General features: G+C 71.4%; 17 protein-coding genes. 14 read left to right on the forward strand and 3 right to left on the reverse strand.

The window, feature by feature from the left end; all coding sequences use genetic code 11:
* The first annotated feature begins 363 nt into the window (after window positions 1-363).
* Both KQY30_RS28580 and KQY30_RS28585 read left to right on the forward strand, forming a co-directional pair.
* Entirely contained in the window at window positions 364-2,076 is a 1,713-nt protein-coding gene (locus KQY30_RS28580) for an MFS transporter (protein WP_217309326.1), read from the forward strand.
* Between the two features lie 206 nt (window positions 2,077-2,282).
* Window positions 2,283-3,497 carry an acyl-CoA dehydrogenase family protein gene (locus KQY30_RS28585; protein WP_217309327.1) on the forward strand — a complete coding sequence of 405 codons (1,215 nt, stop codon included), beginning with the start codon at window positions 2,283-2,285 and terminating at the stop codon, window positions 3,495-3,497.
* Window positions 3,498-3,541: 44 nt separating this feature from the next.
* Here KQY30_RS28585 and KQY30_RS28590 read toward each other — a convergent pair whose 3' ends face one another.
* Window positions 3,542-3,976, reverse strand: coding sequence for a cell division protein SepF (locus KQY30_RS28590; RefSeq protein WP_046505457.1), 435 nt, complete (start codon window positions 3,974-3,976; stop codon window positions 3,542-3,544).
* Between the two features lie 278 nt (window positions 3,977-4,254).
* Here KQY30_RS28590 and KQY30_RS28595 point away from each other — a divergent pair, with 278 nt between their 5' ends.
* The 6 genes from KQY30_RS28595 to KQY30_RS28625 all read left to right on the forward strand — a co-directional run bounded on the left by KQY30_RS28595 (window position 4,255) and on the right by KQY30_RS28625 (window position 12,740).
* Window positions 4,255-5,550, forward strand: coding sequence for a DUF5685 family protein (locus tag KQY30_RS28595; RefSeq protein ID WP_217309328.1), 1,296 nt, complete (start codon window positions 4,255-4,257; stop codon window positions 5,548-5,550).
* A 419-nt stretch (window positions 5,551-5,969) separates the two neighbouring features.
* Window positions 5,970-8,210 carry an FAD/NAD(P)-binding domain-containing protein gene (locus tag KQY30_RS28605; protein WP_254407363.1) on the forward strand — a complete coding sequence of 747 codons (2,241 nt, stop codon included), beginning with the start codon at window positions 5,970-5,972 and terminating at the stop codon, window positions 8,208-8,210.
* Window positions 8,211-8,218: 8 nt separating this feature from the next.
* Window positions 8,219-9,292 (forward strand): LLM class flavin-dependent oxidoreductase, encoded by a 1,074-nt coding sequence (locus KQY30_RS28610; RefSeq protein WP_217309329.1) that lies wholly within the window; start codon window positions 8,219-8,221, stop codon window positions 9,290-9,292.
* A gap of 203 nt (window positions 9,293-9,495) precedes the next feature.
* Complete coding sequence (locus KQY30_RS28615; protein WP_217311380.1) at window positions 9,496-10,794, forward strand: NtaA/DmoA family FMN-dependent monooxygenase; 1,299 nt, start codon at window positions 9,496-9,498, stop codon at window positions 10,792-10,794.
* A gap of 364 nt (window positions 10,795-11,158) precedes the next feature.
* Window positions 11,159-12,076: a S1 family peptidase gene (locus KQY30_RS28620; protein WP_217309330.1), complete on the forward strand. Its 918-nt coding sequence runs from the start codon at window positions 11,159-11,161 to the stop codon at window positions 12,074-12,076.
* Window positions 12,077-12,260: 184 nt separating this feature from the next.
* Window positions 12,261-12,740, forward strand: coding sequence for a hypothetical protein (locus KQY30_RS28625; protein WP_217309332.1), 480 nt, complete (start codon window positions 12,261-12,263; stop codon window positions 12,738-12,740).
* Window positions 12,741-12,796: 56 nt separating this feature from the next.
* Here KQY30_RS28625 and KQY30_RS28630 read toward each other — a convergent pair whose 3' ends face one another.
* Window positions 12,797-13,723, reverse strand: coding sequence for a DUF4231 domain-containing protein (locus KQY30_RS28630; protein WP_217309334.1), 927 nt, complete (start codon window positions 13,721-13,723; stop codon window positions 12,797-12,799).
* 230 nt (window positions 13,724-13,953) lie between these two features.
* Here KQY30_RS28630 and KQY30_RS28635 point away from each other — a divergent pair, with 230 nt between their 5' ends.
* From KQY30_RS28635 to fxsT, 5 genes are all read left to right on the forward strand, one after another.
* On the forward strand, window positions 13,954-14,118 hold the full coding sequence (locus KQY30_RS28635; protein ID WP_106409647.1) for an FXSXX-COOH protein: 165 nt from the start codon (window positions 13,954-13,956) through the stop codon (window positions 14,116-14,118).
* A gap of 73 nt (window positions 14,119-14,191) precedes the next feature.
* Window positions 14,192-16,435, forward strand: a complete 2,244-nt coding sequence (fxsB, locus tag KQY30_RS28640; RefSeq protein WP_217309336.1) for a radical SAM/SPASM protein FxsB, inactivated metallohydrolase extension form — start codon at window positions 14,192-14,194, stop codon at window positions 16,433-16,435.
* On the forward strand, window positions 16,428-17,204 hold the full coding sequence (locus tag KQY30_RS28645; RefSeq protein ID WP_217309337.1) for an aminoglycoside N(3)-acetyltransferase: 777 nt from the start codon (window positions 16,428-16,430) through the stop codon (window positions 17,202-17,204). The genes fxsB and KQY30_RS28645 overlap by 8 nt, the downstream gene beginning before the upstream one ends.
* Before the next feature lie 89 nt (window positions 17,205-17,293).
* Window positions 17,294-18,652 (forward strand): FxsC protein, encoded by a 1,359-nt coding sequence (gene fsxC / locus KQY30_RS28650; protein WP_217309338.1) that lies wholly within the window; start codon window positions 17,294-17,296, stop codon window positions 18,650-18,652.
* Window positions 18,636-22,568, forward strand: a complete 3,933-nt coding sequence (gene fxsT / locus KQY30_RS28655) for an FxSxx-COOH system tetratricopeptide repeat protein (protein WP_217309339.1) — start codon at window positions 18,636-18,638, stop codon at window positions 22,566-22,568. Before fsxC ends, fxsT begins: the two co-directional genes overlap by 17 nt.
* Window positions 22,569-22,589: 21 nt before the next feature.
* On the opposite strand, the gene KQY30_RS28660 is transcribed toward fxsT, so the two are convergent.
* The gene (locus KQY30_RS28660) at window positions 22,590-23,471 is read right to left on the reverse strand and encodes an alpha/beta fold hydrolase (RefSeq protein ID WP_217309340.1); all 882 of its coding nucleotides are present in this window, start codon (window positions 23,469-23,471) and stop codon (window positions 22,590-22,592) included.
* Between the two features lie 387 nt (window positions 23,472-23,858).
* Here KQY30_RS28660 and KQY30_RS28665 point away from each other — a divergent pair, with 387 nt between their 5' ends.
* On the forward strand, window positions 23,859-24,941 hold the full coding sequence (locus KQY30_RS28665; protein WP_217309341.1) for a S1 family peptidase: 1,083 nt from the start codon (window positions 23,859-23,861) through the stop codon (window positions 24,939-24,941).
* Window positions 24,942-25,141 lie beyond the last annotated feature (200 nt).

The raw sequence follows: 25,141 nt of genomic DNA on the forward strand, positions 1-25,141 counted from the left end.
GTGATGTGGAGTGACACTCGGGCGGCCCTTTATTCGCGGTGGTTCCGGAAATCCAAGTGACCTTCGGCCCTATTCATCGACACGCCCTTACGGGAAGTGTCTTTGTTCACAACAGAAATAGTTCACCCGGACGTCGCGTGGAATTTCCCTGCTGCTCGTGCGCGCCCCGGGTCCATGATCCTGGCCAGGACGCCATGGCGTACGCCACACTGCCTGGTCGGAGCGGTGAGAGGTCCACCACGCGGCACGTGCGCTCATGTCGCGTACGCTGACGGCTCACTCGCCCGTCGATGCCGGGCCGCCCCGAGGGACCGGTGTCCCCGTCGGACCGCCGAGCGCGAGGACGCATTGGGAGGTGCTCAGATGTCCGGGACCACCATGGCCGGAGCACGGTCGCGCGCCGCGGCCGGTGCCAACCGGTGGGTCGTCCTGTTCGTCCTGTGCGTGAGCCTGCTGCTGGTGGCGCTCGACGCGACGGTGCTGCATGTCGCCGTGCCCGCCGTCACCGGGGACCTCAGGCCCAGCGGGGTCGAGCTGCTCTGGATCGTGGACGCGTATCCGCTGGTCTGCGCCTCGCTGCTGATCCTGTTCGGCACCCTCGGCGACCGTGTCGGGCGAAGGCGGGTGCTGCTGATCGGCTACGGGCTCTTCGGGGCGGCGTCGGCCGTCGCGGCCTTCGCCGGCTCGCCCACGGTGCTGATCGGGGCGCGTGCCCTGCTCGGGGTCGGCGGGGCGATGATCATGCCCGCGACCCTCTCGATCCTGCGCGCGGTCTTTCCCGACCGGCGCGAGCGGGCCGTCGCCATCGGGGTGTGGACCGCCGTCGCGGCCGTCGGAGCCGCCGTCGGCCCGGTCCTCGGCGGATTCCTCGTCGAGCACTTCTGGTGGGGCTCCGTCTTCCTGATCAATATCCCGCTGCTGGTCGTGCTGCTGCCGGTCGGCCGGATCCTGCTGCCCGAGTCCAAGGGCAGCGGTGACGGTCCCTGGGACGTGCTGGGGGCGCTGATGGCCGCGGCCGGGGTGCTCGGGGTGGTCTTCGGGGTGAAGCGTTTCGGCGCCGGGGAGGGGCCGCTGAGCCCCGCGACGCTCGGCCCGCTCTGTCTCGGCGCGGCCCTGCTGGTCCTGTTCGTACGACGGCAGCGCCGCCGGACACATCCGCTGATCGACATGCGGATGTTCTCCAGGCCCACCTTCTCCACCTCCGTCGGCTGCATCGTCCTCGCCATGCTGGCCCTGGTCGGCCTCGAGCTGATCGCGGTCCAGTACCTCCAGCTCGTCCTGGCCCTCAGCCCGCTGGAGACCGGACTCCGGCTGCTGCCGCTCACCTTCGCCGCCATGGCCGCGGGCATCACCGGATCGGCCACCCTGCGCCGGCTCGGGCCGCGCCGGATGGTGTCCTGGGGCTTTGTGCTCACCGCCGTCGCCGTGCTGCTGCTGGTCCTGATGGGCCAGCACGACCGGCCGGGCCTGCTGACCGCCGGCTTCGTACTGCTCGGCTTCGGGCTCCAGACCACGCTCTTCGGGGCGTACGAGTCGATGCTCAGCGAGGCCCCGGCCGACCAGGCGGGCGGGGCGGCGGCCATAGGCGAGACCTCATACCAGCTCGGCGCGGGCATGGGGATCGCCCTGCTCGGCAGTGTGATGAACGCGGCATACGCCCCGGCGGTGTCCTCGGTGAAGGGCGTGCCCCCGGCGGCGGGCTCCGCCGCGGCGGACTCGCTCGGCGAGGCGTACCAGGTGGCGGCACGGCTCGGCGGGCCCGCCGGGGACACCCTGCGGAACGCCGCGCGCCACTCGTTCGTGCACGGGCTGCATGTGACGCTGCTGGTCAGCGCGGCACTGCTGCTGCTCGGCGCGCTGGCCGCGCTGCGGCTGCCGAGGGCCATGGAGTGCGCGGCGCCCGGCGAGGAGCAGGCTGCCGGTGAGCAGGCCTTCGAGCCACCGCGACAGCCGAGGCCGACGCCGGAGCCGCAGCTCCACAAGCCCCCGGAGCAGCGCCGCCCCCAGCCCCGCAGAGCACCGGAGCCCCACTCCACCGCGGAGGCGCCCCTTCCCGCAGGCCGTGGACGGGCCTAGAGATTGCGCGGCCTCCGGCCGCGGCTTGTCCTCAATCGCCGGACGGGCTGGATTTGTCGCCGGAGGACGGGCTCGGCTTGTCGCCGGGGGACGGGCCGGGTTTGTCGTCGGACGGGACGGTTTGTCCTGGCCGGGGGCGAGGGACAACCTCGCGCGCTGCTAGTTTGTGGCGGTCCGAGTCCTCGTGAGCCGCCGGAGGTCGCCCCATGTCCGCACCGTCCGCCGCGAAGCTCCCGCCCTTCGACCCGAGCGACCCCCTCGGCCTCGACGATCTGCTCGCCCCCGAGGACCTGGCGATCCGTGACACCGTCCGCGCCTGGGCCGCCGACCGGGTCCTGCCGCACATCGCCGAGTGGTACGAGCGCGGCGAGGTCCCCGTACTGCGCGAGCTGGCCAGGGAACTCGGCGCGCTCGGCGCCCTCGGCATGTCCCTGACGGGTTACGGCTGCGCGGGCGCCACCGCCGTCCAGTACGGCCTGGCCTGCCTGGAGCTGGAGGCCGCCGACTCCGGGATCCGCTCCCTCGTCTCCGTACAGGGCTCGCTCGCCATGTACGCGATCCACCGCTACGGCTCCGAGGAGCAGAAGCAGCGCTGGCTGCCGGGGATGGCGGCCGGCGAGACCATCGGCTGCTTCGGCCTCACCGAACCCGACCATGGCTCCGACCCGGCCGGCATGCGGACGTACGCGAAGCGCGACGGCGCCGACTGGGTTCTCAGCGGCCGCAAGATGTGGATCACCAATGGCTCGCTGGCGGGCGTCGCGGTCGTCTGGGCGCGCACCGACGATGCCGACGGCGGGAGCGGCGGCATCCGTGGATTCCTCGTCCCGGCCGGCACCCCCGGCTTCACCACCCCCGACATCAAGCACAAGTGGTCGCTGCGCGCCTCGGTCACCAGCGAGCTGGTCCTCGACGACGTACGCCTTCCCGCCGATGCCGTACTTCCCGGGGTCGTCGGACTGCGCGGGCCGCTGAGCTGTCTGAGCCATGCCCGGTACGGGATCGTCTGGGGCTCCATGGGCGCCGCACGTGCGAGCTTCGAAGCCGCGCTCCAGTACGCCACTTCACGCGAGCAGTTCGGGCGGCCGATCGGCGGCTTCCAGCTCACCCAGGCCAAGCTCGCCGACATGGCGGTCGAACTGCACAAGGGAATCCTGCTCGCCCACCATCTCGGGCGGCGGATGGACGCCGGCCGGCTCCGGGCCGAGCAGGTCAGCTTCGGCAAGCTCAACAATGTGCGGGAGGCGATCGAGATCTGCCGGACCGCGCGGACCGTGCTCGGCGCCAACGGGATCTCGCTGGAGTATCCCGTGATGCGCCACGCGACCAATCTGGAATCGGTGCTCACCTATGAGGGCACCGTCGAGATGCATCAGCTCGTCCTGGGCAAGGCGCTCACCGGTCTTGACGCCTTCCGGTGATCCGGGTGCGGCACACTGCCGCGTTGATCCGGTGAGCGCCCTGCTCAGCTCTGGTTGAAGAAGCCGTCCTGCGGCCGTCCCGCCGCGTCCCCGGTGACGATCTCGGTGTCGGCGGGGCTCAGCAGGAAGACCCGGGTGGCCACCCGGTCGATGGAGCCGCGCAGTCCGAAGATCAGCCCGGCGGCGAAGTCCACCACGCGCTTGGCGTCGGCGGCCTCCATGGCGGTGAGGTTCATGATGACGGGGACACCGGAGCGGAACAGCTCGCCGATGCTCCGGGCGTCCCGGAAGCTCTCCGGGGAGACGGTGGCGATTCTGCGGTCCCGCTCCTGAGCGGTCTCGGAGGCGACCCGCACCCGCGGATCGGTCGTCCAGGTCTCGCCGGTCTCAGCACTCCCGGCGTACTCGTCGTCGTAGTAACGCTCGTCGTTGTCCTCAACGAGGCCCAGCCAGGCACTCGCCTTGCGCACCGATCCCATGGACGCCTCCTTTCACCGCGGTCACATCTCGTTCCCTGCCCCTATGGTCGTCCATGATGCGGATTCAGCGCCAAGGGGATAGTCGGCGCGCAGGCGATTCGTGACGGTACTGGTGCAGAAGATGTGGCGGTTCGTCAAGGTTGTTCCAGCGTAGGGCACCTGACGGGGTGCAAAATATGAACTTCCCTCCAGAAGGGTGACACTACGGACGTACGGGTGAACGGCCCGGCCGGTACGATGCCTCGCGCACCACTCAGCGACTTTTCGGGGGGACCGTCGTGTTCGGAATCGTCAGGCCTTGCGGCCACCGTCTCGGTGACGGGCTGAAGACCGAGTGGATGGCCCATCTCTGTGGGCTCTGCCTGGCACTTCGCTCCGACCACGGACAGCTCTCCCGGGTCGTCACCAACTACGACGGGCTGATCGTCTCGGTTCTGACGGAGGCTCAGACTGAACGGACCGCCGGGCAGCGGCGGACGGCCGGGCCCTGCCCGCTGCGCGGGATGCGGACCGCGCCGGTCGCGCGCGGCGAGGGAGCGCGGCTGGCCGCCGCGGTCTCGCTGGTGCTGGCCTCGGCGAAGGTACGGGACCACGTGGCCGACCGGGACGGGCTGTTGAAGCGCAGGCCGCTGGCCGCCGCCGCGCGCAGGGTCGCGACCGGCTGGGACCGGGCGGGCGCCCGGACCGGCGCGGAACTGGGTTTTGATACGGCGGTGCTCGTCGACGCGGTCGACCGGCAGCCGGAGATCGAGGCGCTGGCCGGTCCCGGTACGCCGCTGCTCGCCGTGACGGAACCGACCGAGACGGCGACCGCGGCGGCCTTCGCGCACACCGCCGTACTGGCCGGACGGCCCGGAAACAGGGAGCCGCTGGCCGAGGCGGGCCGGCTCTTCGGACGGCTCGCGCATCTTCTGGACGCCGTGGAGGACCAGGAAACTGACGCTGCGTCAGGCGCGTGGAACCCGCTCACCGCCACCGGCACCTCGCGGGCCGAGGCCCGGCGGCTCGCCGACGACGCGGTGCACGGGATCAGGCTCGCGCTGCGGGACGCGGAGTTCACCGACGGCCGTCTCGCCCATGTGCTGCTGGCGCACGAACTGCGAATATCCGTCGACCGCGCCTTCGGTACGGCGGCCTGCGGGCACGCCGCGCACAACAGCCAGGGCGGGCAGGGTGGTCTGCCGCCGCAGGGCAATCCGTACGCCGGTCAGGGCCCCGGACCGTACGGCTCGAACAATCCGTACGGCGGCGGGAACCCGTTCGGCGGCGGACAGCCGGGCATGCCGGGCACGCCAAGCGGACCCGGTGGCCCCGGCGGGCTGCCCGGCCCCGGGTTCGAGCCCCCGAAGCCCGGCAGGCGCGGCTTCTGGGCCGGCTGCGCGGTCTTCGCCGGGCTGTGCTGCACCTGCAAACTCTGCTGTGCCGAGGAGTACGAGGGTCCGTGGTCGCGCAAGAAGCGAGAGGGACTCTGCCGGGACTGTGACTGCGACTGCTGTAGCAATTGCAATTGTGACGGCTGCGACTGCTGTGGTTGTGACGGCTGTGGTTGTGATGGCTGTGGATGCGACTGCTGACCGCCATGGGGGTACGGGCGGCCGGTACCGGGGCGAGGGGAGTGGAGCGTGACGCTCTGCGTGTGAAGGCACGCGGGCAACGGCGCGTGCGCGCCGGAACTGCGGGAAGCCGTGCAGGGTGTCAGCTCAACAGGAAGAGGACCACACTCGACCGAAGTCGATGTGGGAGCGTGTGACCAGCCACTGCTGCGAATGCATACATCAAGTGGAACAGGCATCCGTTTCCGCGTCAACCAAATGAGACGCCCGGCTCACAGTGCGGACGAGCTTGACAGCAGGCCGTACACACCGCTTAGCCTCGGTGGGAAGCGGATCGTGCTGAGGGGCTCGGTCCGCCGCTGAGGGCCCGGTCACCCGGGTCCGCCCGCTGTGCTGTGAAGGCACTCCCGTGTTCGATCACGTATCCACGGAGCCTTCGCATGCCTGTGTCACCTGTCTCGTCAGGTACCGCCCGCACTCCGGCCGTCACCCGCACCCTGGTGGTGATCGGCGCGGGTCCGCGCGGTACGGGCTTTCTGGAACGGCTCGCCGCCAACGCGCCGGATCTGTACGACGGACTGCCGCTGGACATCCATCTCGTGGACCCGTACCCGCCGGGCGGCGGGCGGATCTGGCGCCGTGATCAGTCGCCGCTGCTGTGGATGAACTCCATGGCCGAGGACGTCACCATGTACACCGACGAATCGGTCGCGCTGGCGGGGCCGGTACGGGAGGGGCCGGCGCTGCACGAGTGGGCGCGGGACGTCAGGGAGGGCAGGGCACGGCTCACCGCGGAATCCGAACAGGCCGGGACGGAACGGGGCGAGACGGAACGGAGCGGGACCGGACACACACAGTCCGCGCACGCCGGATCCGCGCACGCCGGACGCGGGCAGGACGGGCCCGAGGACGGGTCCGCGCACGCCGGGCCTGGGCTGCGCGGCGCCGTCACCGGGCTGACCGGGCAGACCTTCCCCAGCCGCCAGGTGCAGAGCGCCTATCTGAGCTGGGTGTACGAACAGACCGTCGCCGCCCTGCCCTCCGGCATCACCCTCCACCAGCACCGCACCCACGCCCTGCGTGTCACGGGACCGCGCGGCGGACGCCAGCGCGTCTGGCTGGAGGGCCGCACAGAACCGCTGCTCGCCGATCTCGTCATCCTCACCCTCGGGCATCTCGACGGCGAACCCGACGCGGAACAGCGGGAGTTGACCGCCTTCGCGGAACGCCACGGACTGATCCATCTGCCGCCCGACTTCACCGCCGACAGCGATCTCTCCGCCCTGCCCGCCGCCGAACCCGTGATCGTCCGCGGCTTCGGACTCGCCTTCGTCGATCTGATGGTGCTGCTCACCGAGGGCCGCGGCGGACGCTACTCGGGGGACACGGGTGAGCACGGCGCCGAGGAGCACGGCGAGGAGCTGACGTACCACCCCTCCGGGCGGGAGCCGCTCCTGTACGTCGGGTCGCGGCGCGGTGTCCCGTACCACTCCAAGATCGGTTACGGTCTGGACGGCGAACGCCCGCCGCTGCCGCGCTTTCTGGGGCCCGAGCAGATCGACGAACTGGCTGTCAGACCGGGGCCGTTGGACTACCGGCGCGACATCCGGCCGCTGGTCGACAAGGAACTGGGCTTCGCCCACTACCACCGGCTCTTCACCGCCCACCCCGAGCGCACCCGGGTCGGCTGGACCGACTTCGAGGAGAAGTACGCGGCGGCCGACCCCGGCAGCCCGGAGCTGGACGCGCTGGTCGCCACCGCCGTACCGGACCCCGCCGACCGGCTCGACCTGGACGCCCTCGACCGGCCGCTGGACGGGGTGCGCTTCCCCTCGTACGACGCCCTCCAGGACGCGCTGCGCGACTACATACACGCCGATCTCACCCGTCGGCACGATCCGTCCCACAGTGCGGACCTCGCCGTCTTCTACGGACTGCTCTCGATCTACGGGCAGCTCATGCGCCTCGGCGATCTCGGGGACATGGACGGCCCCTGGCACGGCTTCTTCAGCTATCTCGCCTCCGGCCCGCCGGGACCCCGGCTGCGCCAGTTGCTCGCGCTCTCCCGCGCCGGGGTCGTCCGCTTCCTCGGCCCGGACATGACCGTCGAGGCCGACGAGCGGCAGGGCGTCTTCCGGGCCGGCAGCCCCGGAGTGCCCGGGCAGTACGTCGAGGCGCGCGCCCTGGTCGAGGCCCGGCTCCCCGACCCCTCGCCCGAGCGCACCCGCAGCCCGCTGCTGCGCGCGCTGTACGAGGAGGGGGCCGCCACCACCTCGGGGGCCGGCCTGGTCAGGGTCGACCCCGACGACGGACGGCTGCTGGAGCGCGACGGCCGCCCGCATCCAAGGCGCTTCGCGCTCGGCCCGTACACCACCGCCCGGTCGAGCGGGGCCTTCACCCGGCCCAGGACCGGCGGGCCCGCGTTCCGGCAGAACGACGCGACCGCGCGGGCCGCGCTCACGCTGCTCGCCGAGCTGCCGCTCCGTACCGCCCCCTCGCACGCTCTCGGCGGCACTTTGGACGCCAGCCCCTCGCACGCTTCCGACAGCGCCCCGGACACCGGCCCCTCGCACGCCTCCGACGGCACTCCGGACACCGGCCCCGGCTCGCCGGACGGTCCGCGTCCCGTGCCCTCGACCGCCGGACCGGCCGGGAACGGCCCGTCCGAAGCCGAAAGGTAGGGCTCGTCATGTCCGCCACGCGATCCCTGCATCTCGCCGCCGAGATCGGCGGCCCGCCGCACTACGACGCCGAGTGGTACGTCGATCTCGCCCGGCTCGCCGAGCGCGGCGCCCTCGACTTCATCACCCTCCAGGACTCCTTCGGGCGCCCCGGCCCCGACGCGCTCGCCGTACTCTCCCGGGTCGCGCCCGCCACCGAACGGATCGGCCTGGTGCCGGCCGTCACCACCACCCACACCGAGCCGTTCCATGTCTCCACGGCCCTGGCGACCCTGGACTGGGTCAGCCGCGGCCGGGCCGGCTGGCTCGTCGGGGTGTCCGCCACCCCGGCCGAGGCGCGGCTCTTCGGCCGCCGCCGGGCCGCGCCCGCCGCCGCGCTGTGGAAGGAGGCGGGCGAGGTGGCCGAGGTGAGCGCCCGGCTCTGGGACAGTTGGGAGGACGACGCCGAGATACGCGATGTGTCGACAGGGCGCTTCATCGACCGCGACAAGCTGCATCATGTCGACTTCCAGGGAACCGGGTTCAGTGTCCGGGGGCCGTCCATCGTGCCGAGGCCGCCCCAGGGCCGTCCGGTCGTCGTCGCCGACGGCACCGCGGACCCCGCCGCCGAGACCGCGGTACGCCATGCCGATGTGGTGCTGATCGGGGCCGGCCGGCCCGAGGAGGCGACGGCCCTGCGCGAGCGGCTCCTGGCGCGTGCCGCCGCCCACGGCCGTGACCCGGGCACCCTGCGCGTGCTGGCCGCGCTCACCGTCCATCTCGGCGACGGCGAACGGCCGTTGGACCCGGGCCTGGAGAGCGCCCCGCACACCACCGCGGGCGACGGCGGACCGCACTACCGCGGCGGCCCGGCCGGTCTCGCGGAACTCATCGCCGGCTGGCACGGCGCCGGAGCGGTGGACGGCTTCCACCTCACGCCCGCAGAACCGCGCCGCGATCTCGAACGGCTGGTGAACGGCACCGTGGCGCTGCTCCAGCACCGCAGCCTGTTCCGCACCTTCCATCCGGGCGGCACGCTCCGTGAACACCTCGGTCTCGCGCGCCCGGCCAACCCGTACGCGTCCGCCGGGGGAGCCCGATGAGCACAGACCCGACCGAAGCCGCCCGTACGGCCGCCGGACGCGCTGCCCGTACCGCTGGGAGCACCGCCGGGCGCGCTGCTCGTACTGCCGGAAACGCGACCCGTACCGCCGCCGGACGCGCCGCCCGTACCGCGGCCGGGAGAGCCGAGGGCACCGGCACCGTCCGCACCGGCACCGTCCGCACGGGCGCCGACCGCAAGCGGATCCATCTCGCCGCCCACTTCCCGGGGGTCAACAGCACCACCGTCTGGGCCGACCCCCGCTCCACGTCGCAGATCGCCTTCTCGTCCTTCGAGCATCTCGCACGGACCGCCGAGCGCGGCAAGTTCGACTTCTTCTTCCTCGCCGAAGGGCTGCGGCTGCGCGAACACAAGGGCCTGATCCACGATCTGGACGTGGTCGGCCGCCCCGAGTCGCTCACCGTGCTGAGCGCGCTGGCCGCCGTCACCGGCCGGCTCGGCCTCGCCGCCACCGTGAACGCCACCTTCAACGAGCCGTACGAACTGGCCCGCAGGCTCGCCACCCTCGACCATCTCAGCGGGGGCCGGGCCGCCTGGAACGTGGTGACCTCGTCCGACGCTTTCACCGGGGAGAACTTCCGGCGCGGCGGCTATCTCGACCGCGCCGACCGCTACACCAGGGCCGCCGAGTTCGTCGCCACCGCCCGTGAGCTGTGGGACTCCTGGACGGATCCGGGGCCCGGCTCCCCGTACGGCACGCCCCGGCCCTTCGCCCACTCGGGGCCGCAGTTCGAGATCGAGGGGGAGTTCACCGTCCCGCGCTCCCCGCAGGGGCATCCCGTGGTGATCCAGGCGGGCGACTCCGAGGAGGGCAGGGAGTTCGCCGCGTCCGCCGCCGACATCGTCTTCAGCCGGCACGGGACGCTGGAGGCGGGCCGCGCCTTCTACACCGACATCAAGGCCAGACTGGCGGCGTACGGCAGGAAACCGGCCGACCTCAAGATCATGCCTGGCGTCACCTTCGTCCTCGGCGACAGCGACGCGGAGGCGCAGGAGCGGGCCGCCGGGATCCGCAGACAGCAGGTCTCCCCGCAGAACGCGATCCTCGCGCTGGAGCAGGTCTGGGGGCGTGACCTCTCGGCGTACGACCCGGACGGACCCCTGCCCGCGATCGACCCCGACCCGGACTCCGGGCTGGTCCAGGGCCGGGTCAGGGTCGCGGACCCACTGGCGGTCGCGGCCAAGTGGCGGGCGCTGTCCGAGGCGAAGGGGCTCTCGATCCGGCAGACCGTCATCGAGACCACCGCGCGGCAGTCCTTCATCGGCACCCCGGAGACCGTGGCGGCGACGCTCGACACGTTCGTCCAGACGGACGCGGCGGACGGTTTCATCCTCATACCGCATCTCACACCGGGCGGACTCGACGACTTCGTCGACCAGGTCGTACCACTGCTCCAGGAGCGCGGGGTCTTCCGTACGGAGTACGAGGGCGGCACGCTGCGGTCGCATCTGGGCCTTCCGGAACCGGTACGGACAGGCTGACCGGCACCGCGGGCCGACCCCGCCTCCGTAGACACCCCCTAGGGGGTGTCTCGCCGATCTTGCCGGGCTCGCGGGGCCCGGCACGCACGCTCGCGGCGTTGTCGTCAGTCGCCTACGCTCCGCGTGGCCTCCCTCCTCCGCCTTGCGATCGCACGCACCGGACCCCGCTCACCGATCCGGCCTGATCGACAAGACACCCCCTAGGCCAAAAGCCGCTCTTGCGTGGGGAGTTGGGGCCGCTGATACTCCCGAGCAGCGCCGGCCGGGGCGCGGGCCGTCTCGTTCGTAGGGACGGCCGCCCCGGTCGCGCCTCACGGGCCCGTACCCGATGGAGGGCCCCCGATTCCCTCGGGAGGGACGCCAAGTGAGGATCAAGCGCACCATCCGCCGCGCGGGCGGGCTCAGACGCACTCGTACGCTCGCCGTCGTCACCGGACTGCTCGCCGCCGTGGCGCTCGCGATCCCCGCCGCGAGCGCGCACACCGACGGCGGGACCGGCGCCGACCGGTCCGCCGCTGTCCGGTCCGCCGCCGTCGGGGACGCGGTGCTGGCCGCCGGGGTGGCGGGCACCGCCTGGCACGCGGACCCCGCGACCGGCGAGGTCGTCGTCACCGCGGACCGTACCGTCTCCGCCGGGGAGATCGCCGCGATCGAGCGGGCCGCAGGCCCGCACGCGGGCGCGCTGCGCTTCGAGCGCACGGCCGGCACCCTCGCCCCGCACCTCTCCGGCGGCGACGCCATCTACTCCGGGGGCGCGCGCTGCGCGGCCGGGTTCAATGTCGTCAGCGGCAGCACGTACTACTTCGTGACGGCGGGACACTGCACGAGCGGTGCCTCGACCTGGTACGCGAACGCCTCGGGGACCACACTCCTCGGCACCACCGCCGGAACCACCTTCCCCAGCCGTGACTTCGGCCTCGTGCGCTACACCAATCCCTCGGTGCCCGTCCCCGGTACGGTCGGTACGGTCGACATCACCGGCGCGGGCAATGCCACGGTCGGGATGTCCGTCACCTTCCGCGGGCCGGTGGCCGGTGTCCGTACCGGTGTGGTGATCAGCCTCAACAACACCGTCAACTACGGTGGCGGGCAGACCGTTTCGGGGCTGATCCGCACCAACATCTGCACCTATCCCGGCGAGAGCGGCGCGCCGCTCTACTCGGGGGGCATCGCCATCGGTGTGCTCTCGGGCGGATCGGGGAGCTGCTCCGGCGGCAGCGGCACGTCGTACTTCCAGCCGATCGTTCCGGCCCTGAGCGCGTACGGGGTGACCGTGTACTGAGTACTGATGTGCTGACGGGCGCTTGTTCCGGTGTCCGTACGCGCCGGCACATCCCCGCGCCGCGCCCTCGCGCGCCGGGCGGACCGCCGCACTGTGACCTCAATCGCCGGACCGGCTGATTTTCCGGGCCGCTCTGAGACACTGTCGGAGTGGTCGGCCGCAGAAGGACCGGGGGCTGTGGGCAGTGAAACGTATCGGAGTGACCGGTCACCGGAACATCCCCGCCGAGGCCTACACCCATATCCGGACCGCCATCCAGTCCGTACTGCACGGCCAGAAGGGCTCGTTGGAAGCGCTCTCCAGTCTGGCCGCGGGCGCGGACCAGCTCTTCGCGGTGCTCGCCCTCGACCGCGGCGCCCGGCTCACCGTCGTCATTCCCAGCGGTGACTACGAGGACGGCTTCGACGACCCGGCCGAACTCGCCGGCTTCCGGCGGCTCAGGGACCGCGCGGCGGCGGAGGTCCGGATGGCCTTCCCGCACTCGACCGACGAGGCCTACTACGCGGCGGGCACCTATATCGCGGACCACTGCGACCGGCTGCTGGCGGTGTGGGACGGCCTCCCGGCCCGTGGCCTCGGCGGCACGGGGGACATCGTGCGCTACGCGCGCGAGCGCGGGAAGCCGGTGACGGTGATCTGGTGCGAGGGCGTCGAACGCGCCTGACCCGCCCGGCGCGCGCGACAGCCCCGTGGCGGCCGGGCCCGTACCGGCCGAGGCCCTCAACTGCGGTGCCGCACCAGCCAGTCGGTGTGCTGGGGCGAGACGATCCGCTCGGTCTCGTACACTGCGCTCGACCACTGGTCCTCGGTCACCATCGTCTCCATCGCGGTGTGCATCGCCGCCAGATCCTCTTCCACCAGCGAGTGCGCTGAGATGAGGGGCTGGTGCCGGCGGATCTCGCTCCATGCCAGACAGGCCGCCGCCGACGCCGACAACACCCCCAGCACGGACGACGATTCGGTGACCGAGAAGGTCCGCAGTGCGGCCAGGACCAGCGCCAGCAGGGTCAGTACGGAGATGGTGACCGACCAGAGCGTGGTGGCTCGGCGCGAGACCACCGTTCTGCGGTGGTACCAGTTGCGCTGCTCGATCAGCCGGTCCCTGACATAGGTCTCCTTGCGGATGGTGTACGGCTTCTCGCGCAGCAGCCGCATGGGACCCGTGATCAGCTCTCCCACCGGTCCCATCACCCCCATGACACCGCGTCGGCCGCCCGTGTCGTCGCGCGGGTCCTCCCAGCCGACCTTCTTCAGCTCCTGGAGTCCCGCCTCCATCCGCTCCGTGAACAGTCCCGCCGGGTCGGCGGCACCGGAGTCGAAGGGTGCGCCATGGACGGCGTACCGCCAGGACAGCGACTTGATGAACTCCGCGGCGGAGCGGTTGAGTTGCCAATGCGACTTTGCTCGCTGGCCCGCGGAGCGGAAGGTGAGCAGAAGCACACCCGCGTACGCCAACGCGCTGAGTGCGCCGATGAGTTGGAACGAGCCCCCCAGCGACCCCCGCCAGGGCAGCGCCGCCAGGGCCGCGCCCACGACGAGCAGCAGCAACTGGAGGCGGGTCGCCCTGATGGCCTCCCGCTGCCGCGCGATGGCGATGGCGTCCGCGTGATGGAAGAGAACCGGCAGATCAGCGTTTCGGAAGACCATGCTGTGCAGTGGTCCGCGTAACTCGGCCATGCGCGCCCCCGTCTGCTGTTTTGTTGTCACCCAGTAGGCGGAACGGTGTGTTCCGCACCGCCCCGTGAATTCCTCGCAACGCTTTCGTCTCGGCCCCACGCGCCGATTTGCCGCTCGGGCTCACGAGAGTAAAGTCGAGCCGCTGACACTGCAACGGTGCGGTGTCTCCTCTTCGGACCACATCACCAAGGACGGCCGTCGTGACCTACCAGACCTCTGTCACCTTCGCCACTGCGAAGAAGAACCGGACCCCCCTCGCAGAGATCGATGTACGCGACGCCGGTGTCGCCAAGAAGCTCGGACGCGTACTGCCCATGCCCACCGACCGTACCGCGCGCGTTTCGAGCTTCAATTCTGCCCTCTAGACCGGGGCAATACCGGGGTAATGACGCTTCAACAACGTTCTGGACCACCCCGACTACGTTCTAGACTGGGGTAATGACAGGACCCCTGGTCCCCTTTCGTGAGATCGTTCTGAAGGTCCACAGCAGGTGTGATCTTGCCTGTGACCACTGTTATATCTACGAGCACGCCGATCAGAGCTGGCGCACCCGCCCCAGGACAATCTCTGACGAGGCGATCTCATGGACGGCTCTGCGACTGGCGGAGCACGCCAAGGCTCATGCTCTGCCCTCCGTGTCAGTGATCCTGCACGGAGGGGAGCCGCTGCTGGCGGGGCCGGCGCGGTTACGGCGCGTCTGCGAGGAGCTGACCAGGGCTCTCGACGGAGTCGCCGCACTCGATCTGCGGATCCATACGAACGGCCTCCAGCTCGGCCCCCGCTATCTCGACCTCTTCGAGGAGTTCGGGGTACGGGTGGGAATCTCGCTCGACGGCGACCGGGCCGCCAATGACCGCCACCGCCGCTTCGCGGACGGCCGCAGCAGCCACTCCCAGGTCCTCAAGGCCGTCGCCCTGCTGCGCCAGGACCGCTACCGCCCGCTCGACCTCGGACTGCTCTGCACCGTCGACGCGGCCAACGACCCCGTGGCGGTGTACGACGCGCTGGCCGCCCTCGACCCGCCGCGCATCGACTTCCTGCTGCCGCACGCCACCTGGGACGAGCCGCCGCCGCGCCCCGGCGGATCGCCCACCGCGTACGCCGACTGGCTGCTCACCGTCTTCGCCCGCTGGGACGCCCAGGGCCGGCCGATGCCCGTACGGCTCTTCGAGTCGGTGCTCTCCACCCTGAGCGGCGGCCCCAGCCTCACCGAGTCGCTGGGCCTCGCCCCCACCGATCTGGTCGTGGTGGAGACCGATGGCACGCTGGAGCAGGTCGACTCCCTCAAGAGCGCCTACGAGGGCGCGGCGGCCACCGGCTTCGACGTCTTCTCGCACTCCTTCGACGAGGTCGCCGCGCACCCCGGGGTACGGACCCGGCAGCTCGGGCTCGCGGGGGTGAGCGAGACCTGCCGGGAGTGCCCGGTCGTACGGTCCTGCGGCGGCGGTCTCTATACGCACCGCTACCGCTCGGCACCGGCGGAACAGGCGGAGCCGGGCACCGGAGCCCCGGGCGGCTTCGACAACACCTCCGTCTACTGCGCCGATCTGGAGGCCCTGATCCGCGGGATCGAGTCCCGTACGACCGCCGCCTCGGTCTCGCCCGCCCTCGCCGACACCGGTGAACTGATGGTCGCCCAGGAGGAGCTGACCCGTTCGCTGCTGGCCGGGCTGCACGCCGAACTCGGCGGCAGGGGCGGCGCGGAATGGCAGGAGGCCTGGGAGCTGGCGGGCGCGGTCGAGCAGCACTCCGACGGGCTCGACGAGGTGCTGGCCCACCCCTACACCCGTACCTGGCTGATCGACGCCATGGCCGCCCTGCGCGAGGAGCGGCCCGGCGCGCTCGCCATCGCGCTCCGGCTCAGGCCGTATGTGGCCGCGGCGGTCGTCCGGGGCCGTCTGGACCTGCCCGTACGGGTCGGCCTCACCGACGGCGTACTCCATCTGCCGACCCTCGGCACCCTCCGGACGGGCGCCTCCGGCGAGGCCGAAGTGCGCGCTGTGGAACAGGGCTTCCTGGTCCGCACCCCCACCGCCGAGCTGCTCGTCGGACACCCCGGCGAGACCACCCCGTACTGGCGCCCCGTCCGGCACCTCCGCCGCGACGGAGCGCCCGTCCTCGCGCTGGACGATCTCGACCCGTACCGCGACTGCTTCGGCACCCCCGTCCACCCCGGGCTCGGGGAGGAGGAGGCGGCCGGCTGGAGCGACCGGCTTGCGGCGGCCTGGCGCCTGCTCGGGGACACCGTGCCCGAGCAGACCGCCGAGGCCGAGAGCACACTGTCCACCCTGACGCCCCTGCTCACCGCGGAGACTCCGGCCCGCCTGCCCGGCCATCACGGCCACGGCGCGCTGGGCGTCCCCCTGGAGGGCGGCGCCGAAGAGCTGGCGCCCGCGCTGCTGCGCGGTCTCCGCCGGGCCCGGCTGCGGGCGCTGACCGAGGTCACCGACCTCTACGCGCTGGACGGCGAATGGCTCAGGCCCGCGCCCTGGCAGGAGGAGCCGGTGCCGCTGTCGGCGCTGCTGGTGGGCGCGTACGAAAGGGTGGGGCTCGCCGCGTACGATCCCCGCCATCGCGACCACGCCCGCCGCGCCCTGGACATGCTTCAGGACGCGGCCGAACTCACCGTCGGCGGGAAGAGCCTGCTGGCCGTACTCAGGGAAGAGGCCGACCGTGGCTGAGACGACGAACGCCGGCCTGCTCGCCGGTGAGCTGGCGGAGCTGGGAGTGACGGAGGGGACGACCCTGCTCGTCCACGCGTCCCTGCACGGCACGGGGCTGGACGCCGACACCCTCCGTACGGCCCTGCTGACCGCGCTCGGCACGGAGGGCACCCTGGTCGTGCCCGCCTTCACCGAGGAGAACTCCGACACCTCCGCGGCCCACTACGCGCAGATCCAGGGCATGACCCGCAGGCAGGCCGCGGCCTTCCGGGCGCGGATGCCCGCCTTCGACCCGCTGACCACGCCCTGCACGGCGATGGGCCGGCTGGCCGAGTCCGTACGCACCGCTCCCGGGGCCGTCCGCAGCGCGCACCCGCAGTCCTCCTTCGCCGCGATCGGCCGGCGGGCCGCGGAACTGCTCGCCTTCCACCCCCTGCACAGCCATCTCGGGGAGGACTCACCGCTCGGCGCGCTCGTCCGCGCGGAGGCACGGGTGCTGATGGTGAATGTGGGGTTCGAGGCCTGTACGGCATTCCATCTCGCCGAATACCGAACGGGCGCGGCCATGCGTTCCTATCACTGTGTGGTGAAAGGGCCGGACAACGGGGCGCGCTGGGTGGAATATGAGGACGTCAACCTTGACGACAGCGATTTCGAGGCGATCGGCGCGTCATTCCCGTGGGGGCTGGAACGTAAGGGACAGCTCGGCGGAACAGCCGCGAGGTCGTTCTCGATCACGGACGCGGTCGACCACGCCGAGTCGTGGATGACTGAAAAGCGGCACTGATTGACCGAACGGCATGGGGAGGAAGCGGGCTCGTTTCCGGAAGGATTGGTTCGCTCATCTCCGTGACCTTCCGGGTTTCGCGGATGTGAGTGCTCACACAGGACGGGGGTCGTGTGCAAGCGTCATCGCAGCAGCGAGCGGCTGACCATCGGCCGTATTTCTTTCTCAGTTACGCCCATACGCCGAGGGACGGTGCGGGGGGACCGGATCCGGACATGTGGGTCGAGCGGCTCTTCCGGGATCTGTGCGCCCATGTGATGGCCATGACGGATCTGCCGGCCGGGGCACAGGCGGGGTTCATCGACCGGGAGATGCGTTCGGGGGAGGGCTGGTCGGAGCGGCTGGCCGAAGTGCTGGCCACCTGCCGGGTGTTCGTGCCGCTGTTCTCGCCGCGCTACTTCGCCAGCGAGATGTGCGGCAAGGAGTGGTTCGCCTTCGCCCAGCGGGTCATCTACGAACAGGCCAAGAGCAATCGCACGGCGGAGGCGATCGTGCCGGCGCTGTGGGTGCCGGTGCCGCCCCGGCAACTGCCGGGCCCCGCCGAGCGATTGCAGTTCAATCACCGTGACTTCGGGGACCGCTATGTCACCGACGGACTCTACGGTCTGATCAAACTCCGGATATTCGCGGAGGAGTACGAACGGGCCGTCTACGAACTCGCCAAACGCATCGTCAGTGTCGCGGACACCGCAGCCGTCAGTCCGGGCCGCCCGGTCGACTACCGGAACGTGCCCAGCGCTTTCGGCACGAGCGGCGGACCGCGCCCGATGCAGGTCACCGTGGCCGCGCCCACCCGTCACGATCTTCCGACGGGCAGAACTCCGCACTACTACGGCGGCATGGCGCAGGACTGGAATCCGTATCACCCCGATTCCGTACGGCCGCTGGCCTATGTGGCCCGGGATCTGGTGCGCTCCCTCAACTACCAGGCCGACATCATCTCGTTCGACGAGGTGCCCGTACCGCAGGACGGCGGCAAACAGTCGCCCACCCGGCCGGAGATCCTGCTGGTCGACCGGTGGGCGCTGCGCGACGAGGAACAGCGCGAGCGGCTCGCCGCCTTCGACGCCGAACACCGGCCCTGGGTGAGCGTCGTCGTGCCGTGGAACCGCGACGACCAGCAGAGCAGGGCCGCCGAGGCCGAGCTGAGCGGCGAGCTGGAGCGGACCATGCCCAAGAAGATGGGCCAGGGCCGGGCCGCCTGCCGGGCCGCCGCCAAGGGCGTCCCCAGCATGGAGGCCTTCGGCCAGATCCTGCCGCAGGTGGTCGAGGCCGCGGCCCAGCAGTATCTGAGACACGCGGCGGTCTATCCGCCCGCAGGCGGCAGCCACACCGAACGGCCGCGGCTGCGCGGCCCGATGGCCGCCGAGTACGCCACGACGCACTACATACCCGAGACGCACGACCTGGCGCCCGATGCGGAGGACACGGATGACCGAACGTCGTGACGGACGCATCGTCACCTTCTACTCGTACAAAGGCGGTACGGGCCGCACCATGGCCCTGGCCAACACGGCATGGATCCTCGCCGCCAACGGACGGCGGGTCCTCGCCGTCGACTGGGACCTGGAGGCACCCGGTCTGCACCGGTTCTTCCACCCCTTCCTCGACCCCTCCACCCTCGGCGCGACCACCGGTGTCATCGATCTGATCACCGAGTACGCCTGGGCCGCGACCAGCCCGGTGGACCGCCCCGACGACTGGCACCGTGACTACGCGCGTATCCAGCCGCACGCCGTCTCGCTCTCCCCGGAGAGTCTGGGCTGGGAGTTCCCCGGGGGCGGCACGCTCGACTTCGTCTCCGCGGGCCGGCAGAACCGCGAGTACTCCGCGACCGTCTCCACCTTCGACTGGGACAACTTCTACGACCGGCTCGGCGGCGGTCACTTCTTCGACGCCCTGCGCGACGACATGAAGGCGAACTACGACTACGTCCTCATCGACAGCAGGACCGGGCTGAGCGACATCGCCGACATCTGCACCGTCCATCTCCCCGATGTCCTCGTCGACTGCTTCACCCTCAGCGACCAGTCGATCGACGGCGCCGCCGCGGTGGCCCGCCAGATCGACGAGCGGTACGGCGGGCGCGGCATCCGGATCTTCCCCGTACCGATGCGGATCGACGAGGGGGAGAAGGAGAAGGCCGACGCCGGGCGCGCGCTGGCCCGGTTCAAGTTCGACCGGTTCCCCGGCGGGCTCAGCGGGGAGGCACTCACCGCCTACTGGGGCGCGGTGGAGATTCCGTACCGCCCCTACTACGCGTACGAGGAGACCCTCGCGACCTTCGGCGACGAGGCCGGGCTCAGCAACTCGCTGCTCTCCGCCTTCGAGCGGCTGACCACCTATGTCACCGACGGCGCCATCACCTCGATGCCCGCGGTCGCCGAGGAGACCCGGCTGCGGGTCAGGGACGCCTTCACCCGCCGCAGGCCCGCGCAGCCCGCCGATCTCTTCCTCAGCTATGTGGCGGAGAACCGGATGTGGGCCGACTGGACCGAGTCGGTGCTCACCCGGGCCGGCTTCCGGGTCGTCCCCCGCGATGTCTCGGCCGGTCCCTCGGCCGCCGAGGACTCGGTCGTCGAGAACGCGGGCCGTACGGTCGTGCTGCTCTCCAGCGCCTATCTCAAGTCCGCGCGGGCCGTGGAGGTGTGGTCGCGCGCCGCGTCCGAGGACCCGGGCGGGGCGCGGCGCAGGCTGGTGCCGCTGCGGGTCGGCGATGTGCGGCTCACCACCCCGTACATCGACCGCAACCCCGTCGACCTCTTCCGGCTGGACGAGACGCACGCCACCACCGCGCTGCTGCGCGCGCTGGAGCGTCCCGGACCGCTCACCGACGCGGTCGCGCCCGGCCCGCGCTTCCCCGGCACCGTGCCCAAGATCTGGAACGCGCCGGCCCGCAACCCCGGCTTCACCGGGCGCTCCCTCGTTCTGGAGCGGATGCGCGACCAGCTCGGCGGCGGAATGGCGGTGGTGCTGCCGCAGCCGCAGACCCTGTACGGACTCGGCGGGATCGGCAAGACCCAGGTGGCGCTGGAGTACGTGCACCGCTTCATGGCCGACTACGACCTGGTGTGGTGGATCTCGGCCGAGCAGACCGCCGATGTGGTGGCGGGCCTCGCCGAACTGGCCGTACGGCTCGGGGCCCAGGGCGGCGACGACATGGCCGCCGCCTCCCAGGAGGCCGTCGATCTGCTGCGGCGCGGGGTGCCCTCGTCGCGCTGGCTGCTGGTCTTCGACAACGCCGACGACCCCGAGCAGCTCCAGCGGTTCTTCCCGCCGGGCGGCCCCGGGCATGTCCTGGTCACCTCGCGCAACCAGAGCTGGTCGCAGTACGGCGACGCGCTGCCCGTCGACGTCTTTCTGCGCGAGGAGTCCGTCGAGCACCTCCAGCGGCGGGCGCCCGGGCTCTCCGCCCAGGACGCCGACAAGGTGGCCACGGCCGTCGGTGATCTGCCGCTCGCCGTCGAGCAGGCGGCGGCCTGGATCGCGGAGACCGCGACCCCCGTCGCCGAATATCTGGACCAGCTCGCCCAGCAGGCCCCCAGCGTGCTGGCGCTCAACCAGCCGGTGGGCTATCCGGAACCGGTCGCCGCGACCTGGAACATCTCCATCGAGCGGCTCAAGGACCGCTCGCCCGCGGCCGTACGGCTGCTCCAGCTCTGCGCCTTCTTCGCCCCCGAGCCGATCTCCGCGAACCTCCTCTACAGCAAGGAGATGATCGAGGCGCTCAAGCCGTACGACGTCTCGCTCCAGGAGACCCTTGTCCTCGGCCGGGTCATCCGGGAGATCGGCCGGTTCGCGCTGGCCAAGGTGGACCAGGTCGGCAACAGCATCCAGGTGCACCGGCTGGTCCAGGCGATCATCAGGGCGCAGCTCAGCGAGGAGGAGCAGCGCGACGCCCGGCACGCGGTCCACCGGATCCTCGCGGGCGCCAGGCCCGACGGCGACGAGCCGATCGACAACCCTGCCACCTGGGACCGGTTCGCCACCATCTGGCCGCATCTCGCCACCTCCGAGGCCAGCCTCTGCAAGCGGCCGGAGACCCGCCGGCTGATGATCGACCGGGTGCGCTACCTCTGGAAGCGCGGCGATCTGCTGGCGGCCTCCGAGGTCGCCAACGAACTGCGCGAAAGCTGGCGCGAGATGCTCGGCAACGACGATCCGCAGTATCTGTATCTGCGCTTCCACCTCTCCAACATCTTCCGCTCGCAGGGCCGTTACGTGGAGGCGCGCGAGCTGGACGAGGAGACCCTGGCCCGGCAGCGCACGGTCCTGGGGCCGACCCATCCGCACACGTACATGACCACCAGCGGACTCGCCATGGACCTGGGCACGCTCGGCGAGTACGCCAAGGCGCTGGACCTGGCGAAGGAGGCGCACGAGGGATTCAGCGGGATCTTCCACGACTCCCATCCCAGGACTCTGGCCGCCGCCAACAACCGGGCGCTGAACCTGCGGATGGTCGGGCGGTACGCGCAGGCGCGCGAGATGGACCAGGACGTCTTCGACCGGCGCACCGAGGTGCACGGCCCGGAGCATCCGTACACCCTCTCCTCCGCCACCAGCCTGGCGCGCGATCTGCGTGAGATCGGGCGGTACGAGGACTCGGTCGCGCTGCTCAGCCGGACGTACGCCCTCTACAAGGAGCAGCTCGGCCGGGCCTTCCCCGGCACCCTGGCCGCCGCCAAGAGCCTCGCCGTGTCGCTGCGCAGGGCCGACCGGCTGGAGGACGCGCGGCGGCTGACCACGGCCACCCGCAACCGCTACCGGGCCAAGTACGGCTCCGAGTCCAACCCGGACTCGCTGGCCTGTGATCTGAACCTGGCGGCCGACCACTTCGCGGCGGGCGAGCCGGTGGCGGCCAGGGATCTGGCACAGGAGGTCGTCGACCAGTATCTGCGGGTGCCGGGCGAGCGGCATCCGTACACCCTCGCCGCGATCAACAACCTCGGTGTCTACCACTGGGGATGCGGTGCCCCGGAGCTGGCGGAGCAGTTGCTCCAGGGCGCTCTGCGGACCATGCGGGAGGTGCTGGGGGACGACCATCCGTACACGCTGTTCTGCACGGTCGGCCTCGCCAACGCCATGGCGGACCTGGGCGAGCTGGACGAGGCGCTGGTCACCGAGCGCAGCGCGGTGGCGGGGCTGCGGGTGACGCTGGGCGCGCACCACCCCGAGACGCTCGCGGTCGCCTCCAACATGTGTGTGACGCTGGGGGCGCTGGGGCGCAAGGACGAGGCGGTGCTGCTGCGCCTGGAGACCGTCGAGGAGCTGACCAGGCTGCTCGGCGAGGAGCACACGCTGACCCGGTACGCGCGGGACGACCGCAGGGTGTACCGGGACCTGGAGCCGCTGGCGGTGTGAGTGCGGCTCCAGCTCCGGCTCTCATCCGGCTGCCGGTTCGTCCTCCAGCAGCCAGGTGAGGATACGGGGGAGTGCGTGCAGGGCGTCGAAGTGCGCGGCGGTCGGTTCCAGGACGACCGTCGCGCCCGGGATGCGCTCCCCCAGCCAGCGCGAGTGGCCGACCGGCGAGAAGACGTCCTTCTCGCCGTGCCACAGCAGCACCGGGCCCTTGATGGCGGCCGGGTCGAACCCCCACGGGCCGCAGAACGCGAGGGCGTCGTCGATCCAGCCGTACGCCGAACCCCGCAGCGCCTCCTGGTAGTTGCGCAGCAGCATCGTTCTGACCCCGGCGTCCGAGACCACCATGCGGTCGGAGTCCGTCAGCTCCCCGCGCAGCTCGTCCAGCAGCCGCACCGGGTCCCTTCTGATGGCGTCCGCGCGCGGGATGAGCCGCGCGGCCATACCGTCCGGATCCCTGGAAGCGGTCGTGTACTCCAGCACGTTGAAGGCGGTCATGCCCTCGAACCAGTCGAGCCCGGCCGCGTCCCGCGGGGCGAGGGTGACCAGCGCCGCGGTCCTGGTCACCCGGTCGGGCATCAGCGCGGCGCAGGCCAGGGCGTGCGGGGCGCCGCCCGAGCGGCCCGCGACGGCGAACCGCTCCAGCCCGAGGGCGTCGGCGATCGTCGCCACGTCCTGGGCCACATCGGCCACACTGCGCCCCTCCAGCCGGTCCGAACCCCCGTATCCCGGGCGGTCGTAGGCGATGAGCTGCATCCCCCGCTGGTACAGGACCATGCCGCGCGGGGCGGGACCCAGCCTGCTGCCCGGTGTGCCATGCAGCAGGAATACCGGTCTGCCGCGCGGATCCCCCAGACGCTCCACCATCAGATGCCGCCCGTCCGCCGCGCGCACCCGACGTCGCAACCTCCGCTCCTTTCGTCGTAGGTGTCCCCGCGAGAGGTGCGTGCCCTCTGCGCGAGAAGCCCGGTCCCTGCCGATTGTCCCGGTCCGGGGCCGATTGCATAAGGCCATTCCTGTATAAGGCCGATCCATGGCCCCCGGGGGTCGGATTCAGGACAGGACTAGTCCTCACCCGCTGATGACAAGGGAGTTGCAGTGGGTGTTCGCGAATGGAACGGGCGCACTTTGACCTCGGGTCACCGACGGACCCGTGCCCGGGCGGACCCGCCATTCGCCCGGCCTGAAACCGGCCTTGTGTGCCCTCGGCCGGTCTCGGAATAGTGGGCGGCTCATCCTCCGTGCCGTGGCACCCCACTTGCCCCTGGCACGGTCCCCCACAGGAGGCCGACATTGAAACACCGGCGTATATCCAGGAAGCGCGCGACGATGGCGGGCGGTGCCGCGGTGGCGCTGGCTGTCGCGGCGGTGACCTTCCAGACTGCGAACGCCAGTGAGGAAACACCCACGTTCACGGTCAAGTCCCTGACGGCCGTCGCGGCCGGAAATCTCGCTTCCACCCTCGTCGAGGACCTGGGCGGCGACGCGGCCGGTTCGTACTACGACGCCACGTCCCGCGCCCTGGTGATGAATGTCGTCGACGAGCGGGCGGCGGAGACCGTGCGTCAGGCCGGCGGCAGGGCCAGACTGGTCCAGAACTCGCTGGCCGAGCTGAAGAGCGCCCGGCAGACCCTCGCGGACCGGGCGGCCGTCCCCGGCACGTCCTGGGCGCTCGACCCGGTGACCAACAAGGTGGTCGTCACGGCCGACCGGACGGTCACGGGCGGGGCCTGGGACCAGCTCAGCGGAGTGGTGGAAGGGCTCGGCGGCAAGGCCGAACTCCGGAAGACGGCAGGGGAGTTCAAACCCTTCGTCGCCGGCGGCGACGCCATCACGGGCAGCGGCGGGCGCTGCTCGCTCGGCTTCAACGTGGTCAAGGACGGCGCGCCGTACTTCCTGACCGCCGGGCACTGCACCGAGGCCATCCAGACCTGGTCCGACGCGCAGGGCAACGAGATCGGGACCAACGAGGGGTCCAGCTTCCCGGGCGACGACTATGGCCTTGTCAGGTACACCGCCGATGTCGCGCACCCGAGCGAGGTCAATCTGTACAACGGCTCCAGCCAGCCGATCACGCAGGCGGCCGAGGCGACGGTCGGCCAGCAGGTGACCCGCAGCGGCTCCACCACCCAGGTGCACGACGGACAGGTCACCGGGCTCGACGCCACCGTGAACTACGGCAACGGCGACATCGTCGACGGGCTCATCCAGACCTCGGTCTGCGCGGAGCCGGGCGACAGCGGCGGCTCGCTCTTCGCGGGCGACACCGCGCTCGGGCTGACCTCGGGCGGGAGCGGCGACTGCTCCTCGGGCGGGGTGACCTTCTTCCAGCCGGTGACGGAGGCGCTCACCGTATTCGGCGCACAGATCGGCTGACCTCCCGGTCGCCCGCGCGGCTGGGCCGGCCGGCTGCGGCGGGCCCAGTCGGCTTGCGCCGCCGGACGGGCCGGCCGCGGCAGGGCCCGCGAGAACCGGAAGGGCCCGGACCACCGAGAGAGGTCCGGGCCCTTCCTCTCGTTCATCCTCTCGCACGAACGTTCGAAACTTGGTCTATGGTGGGGACGGGGAGGTGAGAA

It is taken from the genome of Streptomyces sp. GMY02, assembly GCF_019056675.1.
Taxonomy (GTDB): domain Bacteria; phylum Actinomycetota; class Actinomycetes; order Streptomycetales; family Streptomycetaceae; genus Streptomyces; species Streptomyces odonnellii.

What these genes read in the sequence shown, in the direction of transcription:
- KQY30_RS28580 (WP_217309326.1), top strand. Translation starts at nt 364, where the DNA reads ATGTCCGGGACCACCATGGCCGGAGCACGGTCGCGCGCCGCGGCCGGT.
- KQY30_RS28585 (WP_217309327.1), top strand. Translation starts at nt 2,283, where the DNA reads ATGTCCGCACCGTCCGCCGCGAAGCTCCCGCCCTTCGACCCGAGCGAC.
- KQY30_RS28590 (WP_046505457.1), bottom strand. Translation starts at nt 3,976, where the DNA reads ATGGGATCGGTGCGCAAGGCGAGTGCCTGGCTGGGCCTCGTTGAGGAC.
- KQY30_RS28605 (WP_254407363.1), top strand. Translation starts at nt 5,970, where the DNA reads ATGCCTGTGTCACCTGTCTCGTCAGGTACCGCCCGCACTCCGGCCGTC.
- KQY30_RS28610 (WP_217309329.1), top strand. Translation starts at nt 8,219, where the DNA reads ATGTCCGCCACGCGATCCCTGCATCTCGCCGCCGAGATCGGCGGCCCG.
- KQY30_RS28630 (WP_217309334.1), bottom strand. Translation starts at nt 13,723, where the DNA reads ATGGTCTTCCGAAACGCTGATCTGCCGGTTCTCTTCCATCACGCGGAC.
- fxsB (WP_217309336.1), top strand. Translation starts at nt 14,192, where the DNA reads ATGACAGGACCCCTGGTCCCCTTTCGTGAGATCGTTCTGAAGGTCCAC.
- fxsT (WP_217309339.1), top strand. Translation starts at nt 18,636, where the DNA reads ATGACCGAACGTCGTGACGGACGCATCGTCACCTTCTACTCGTACAAA.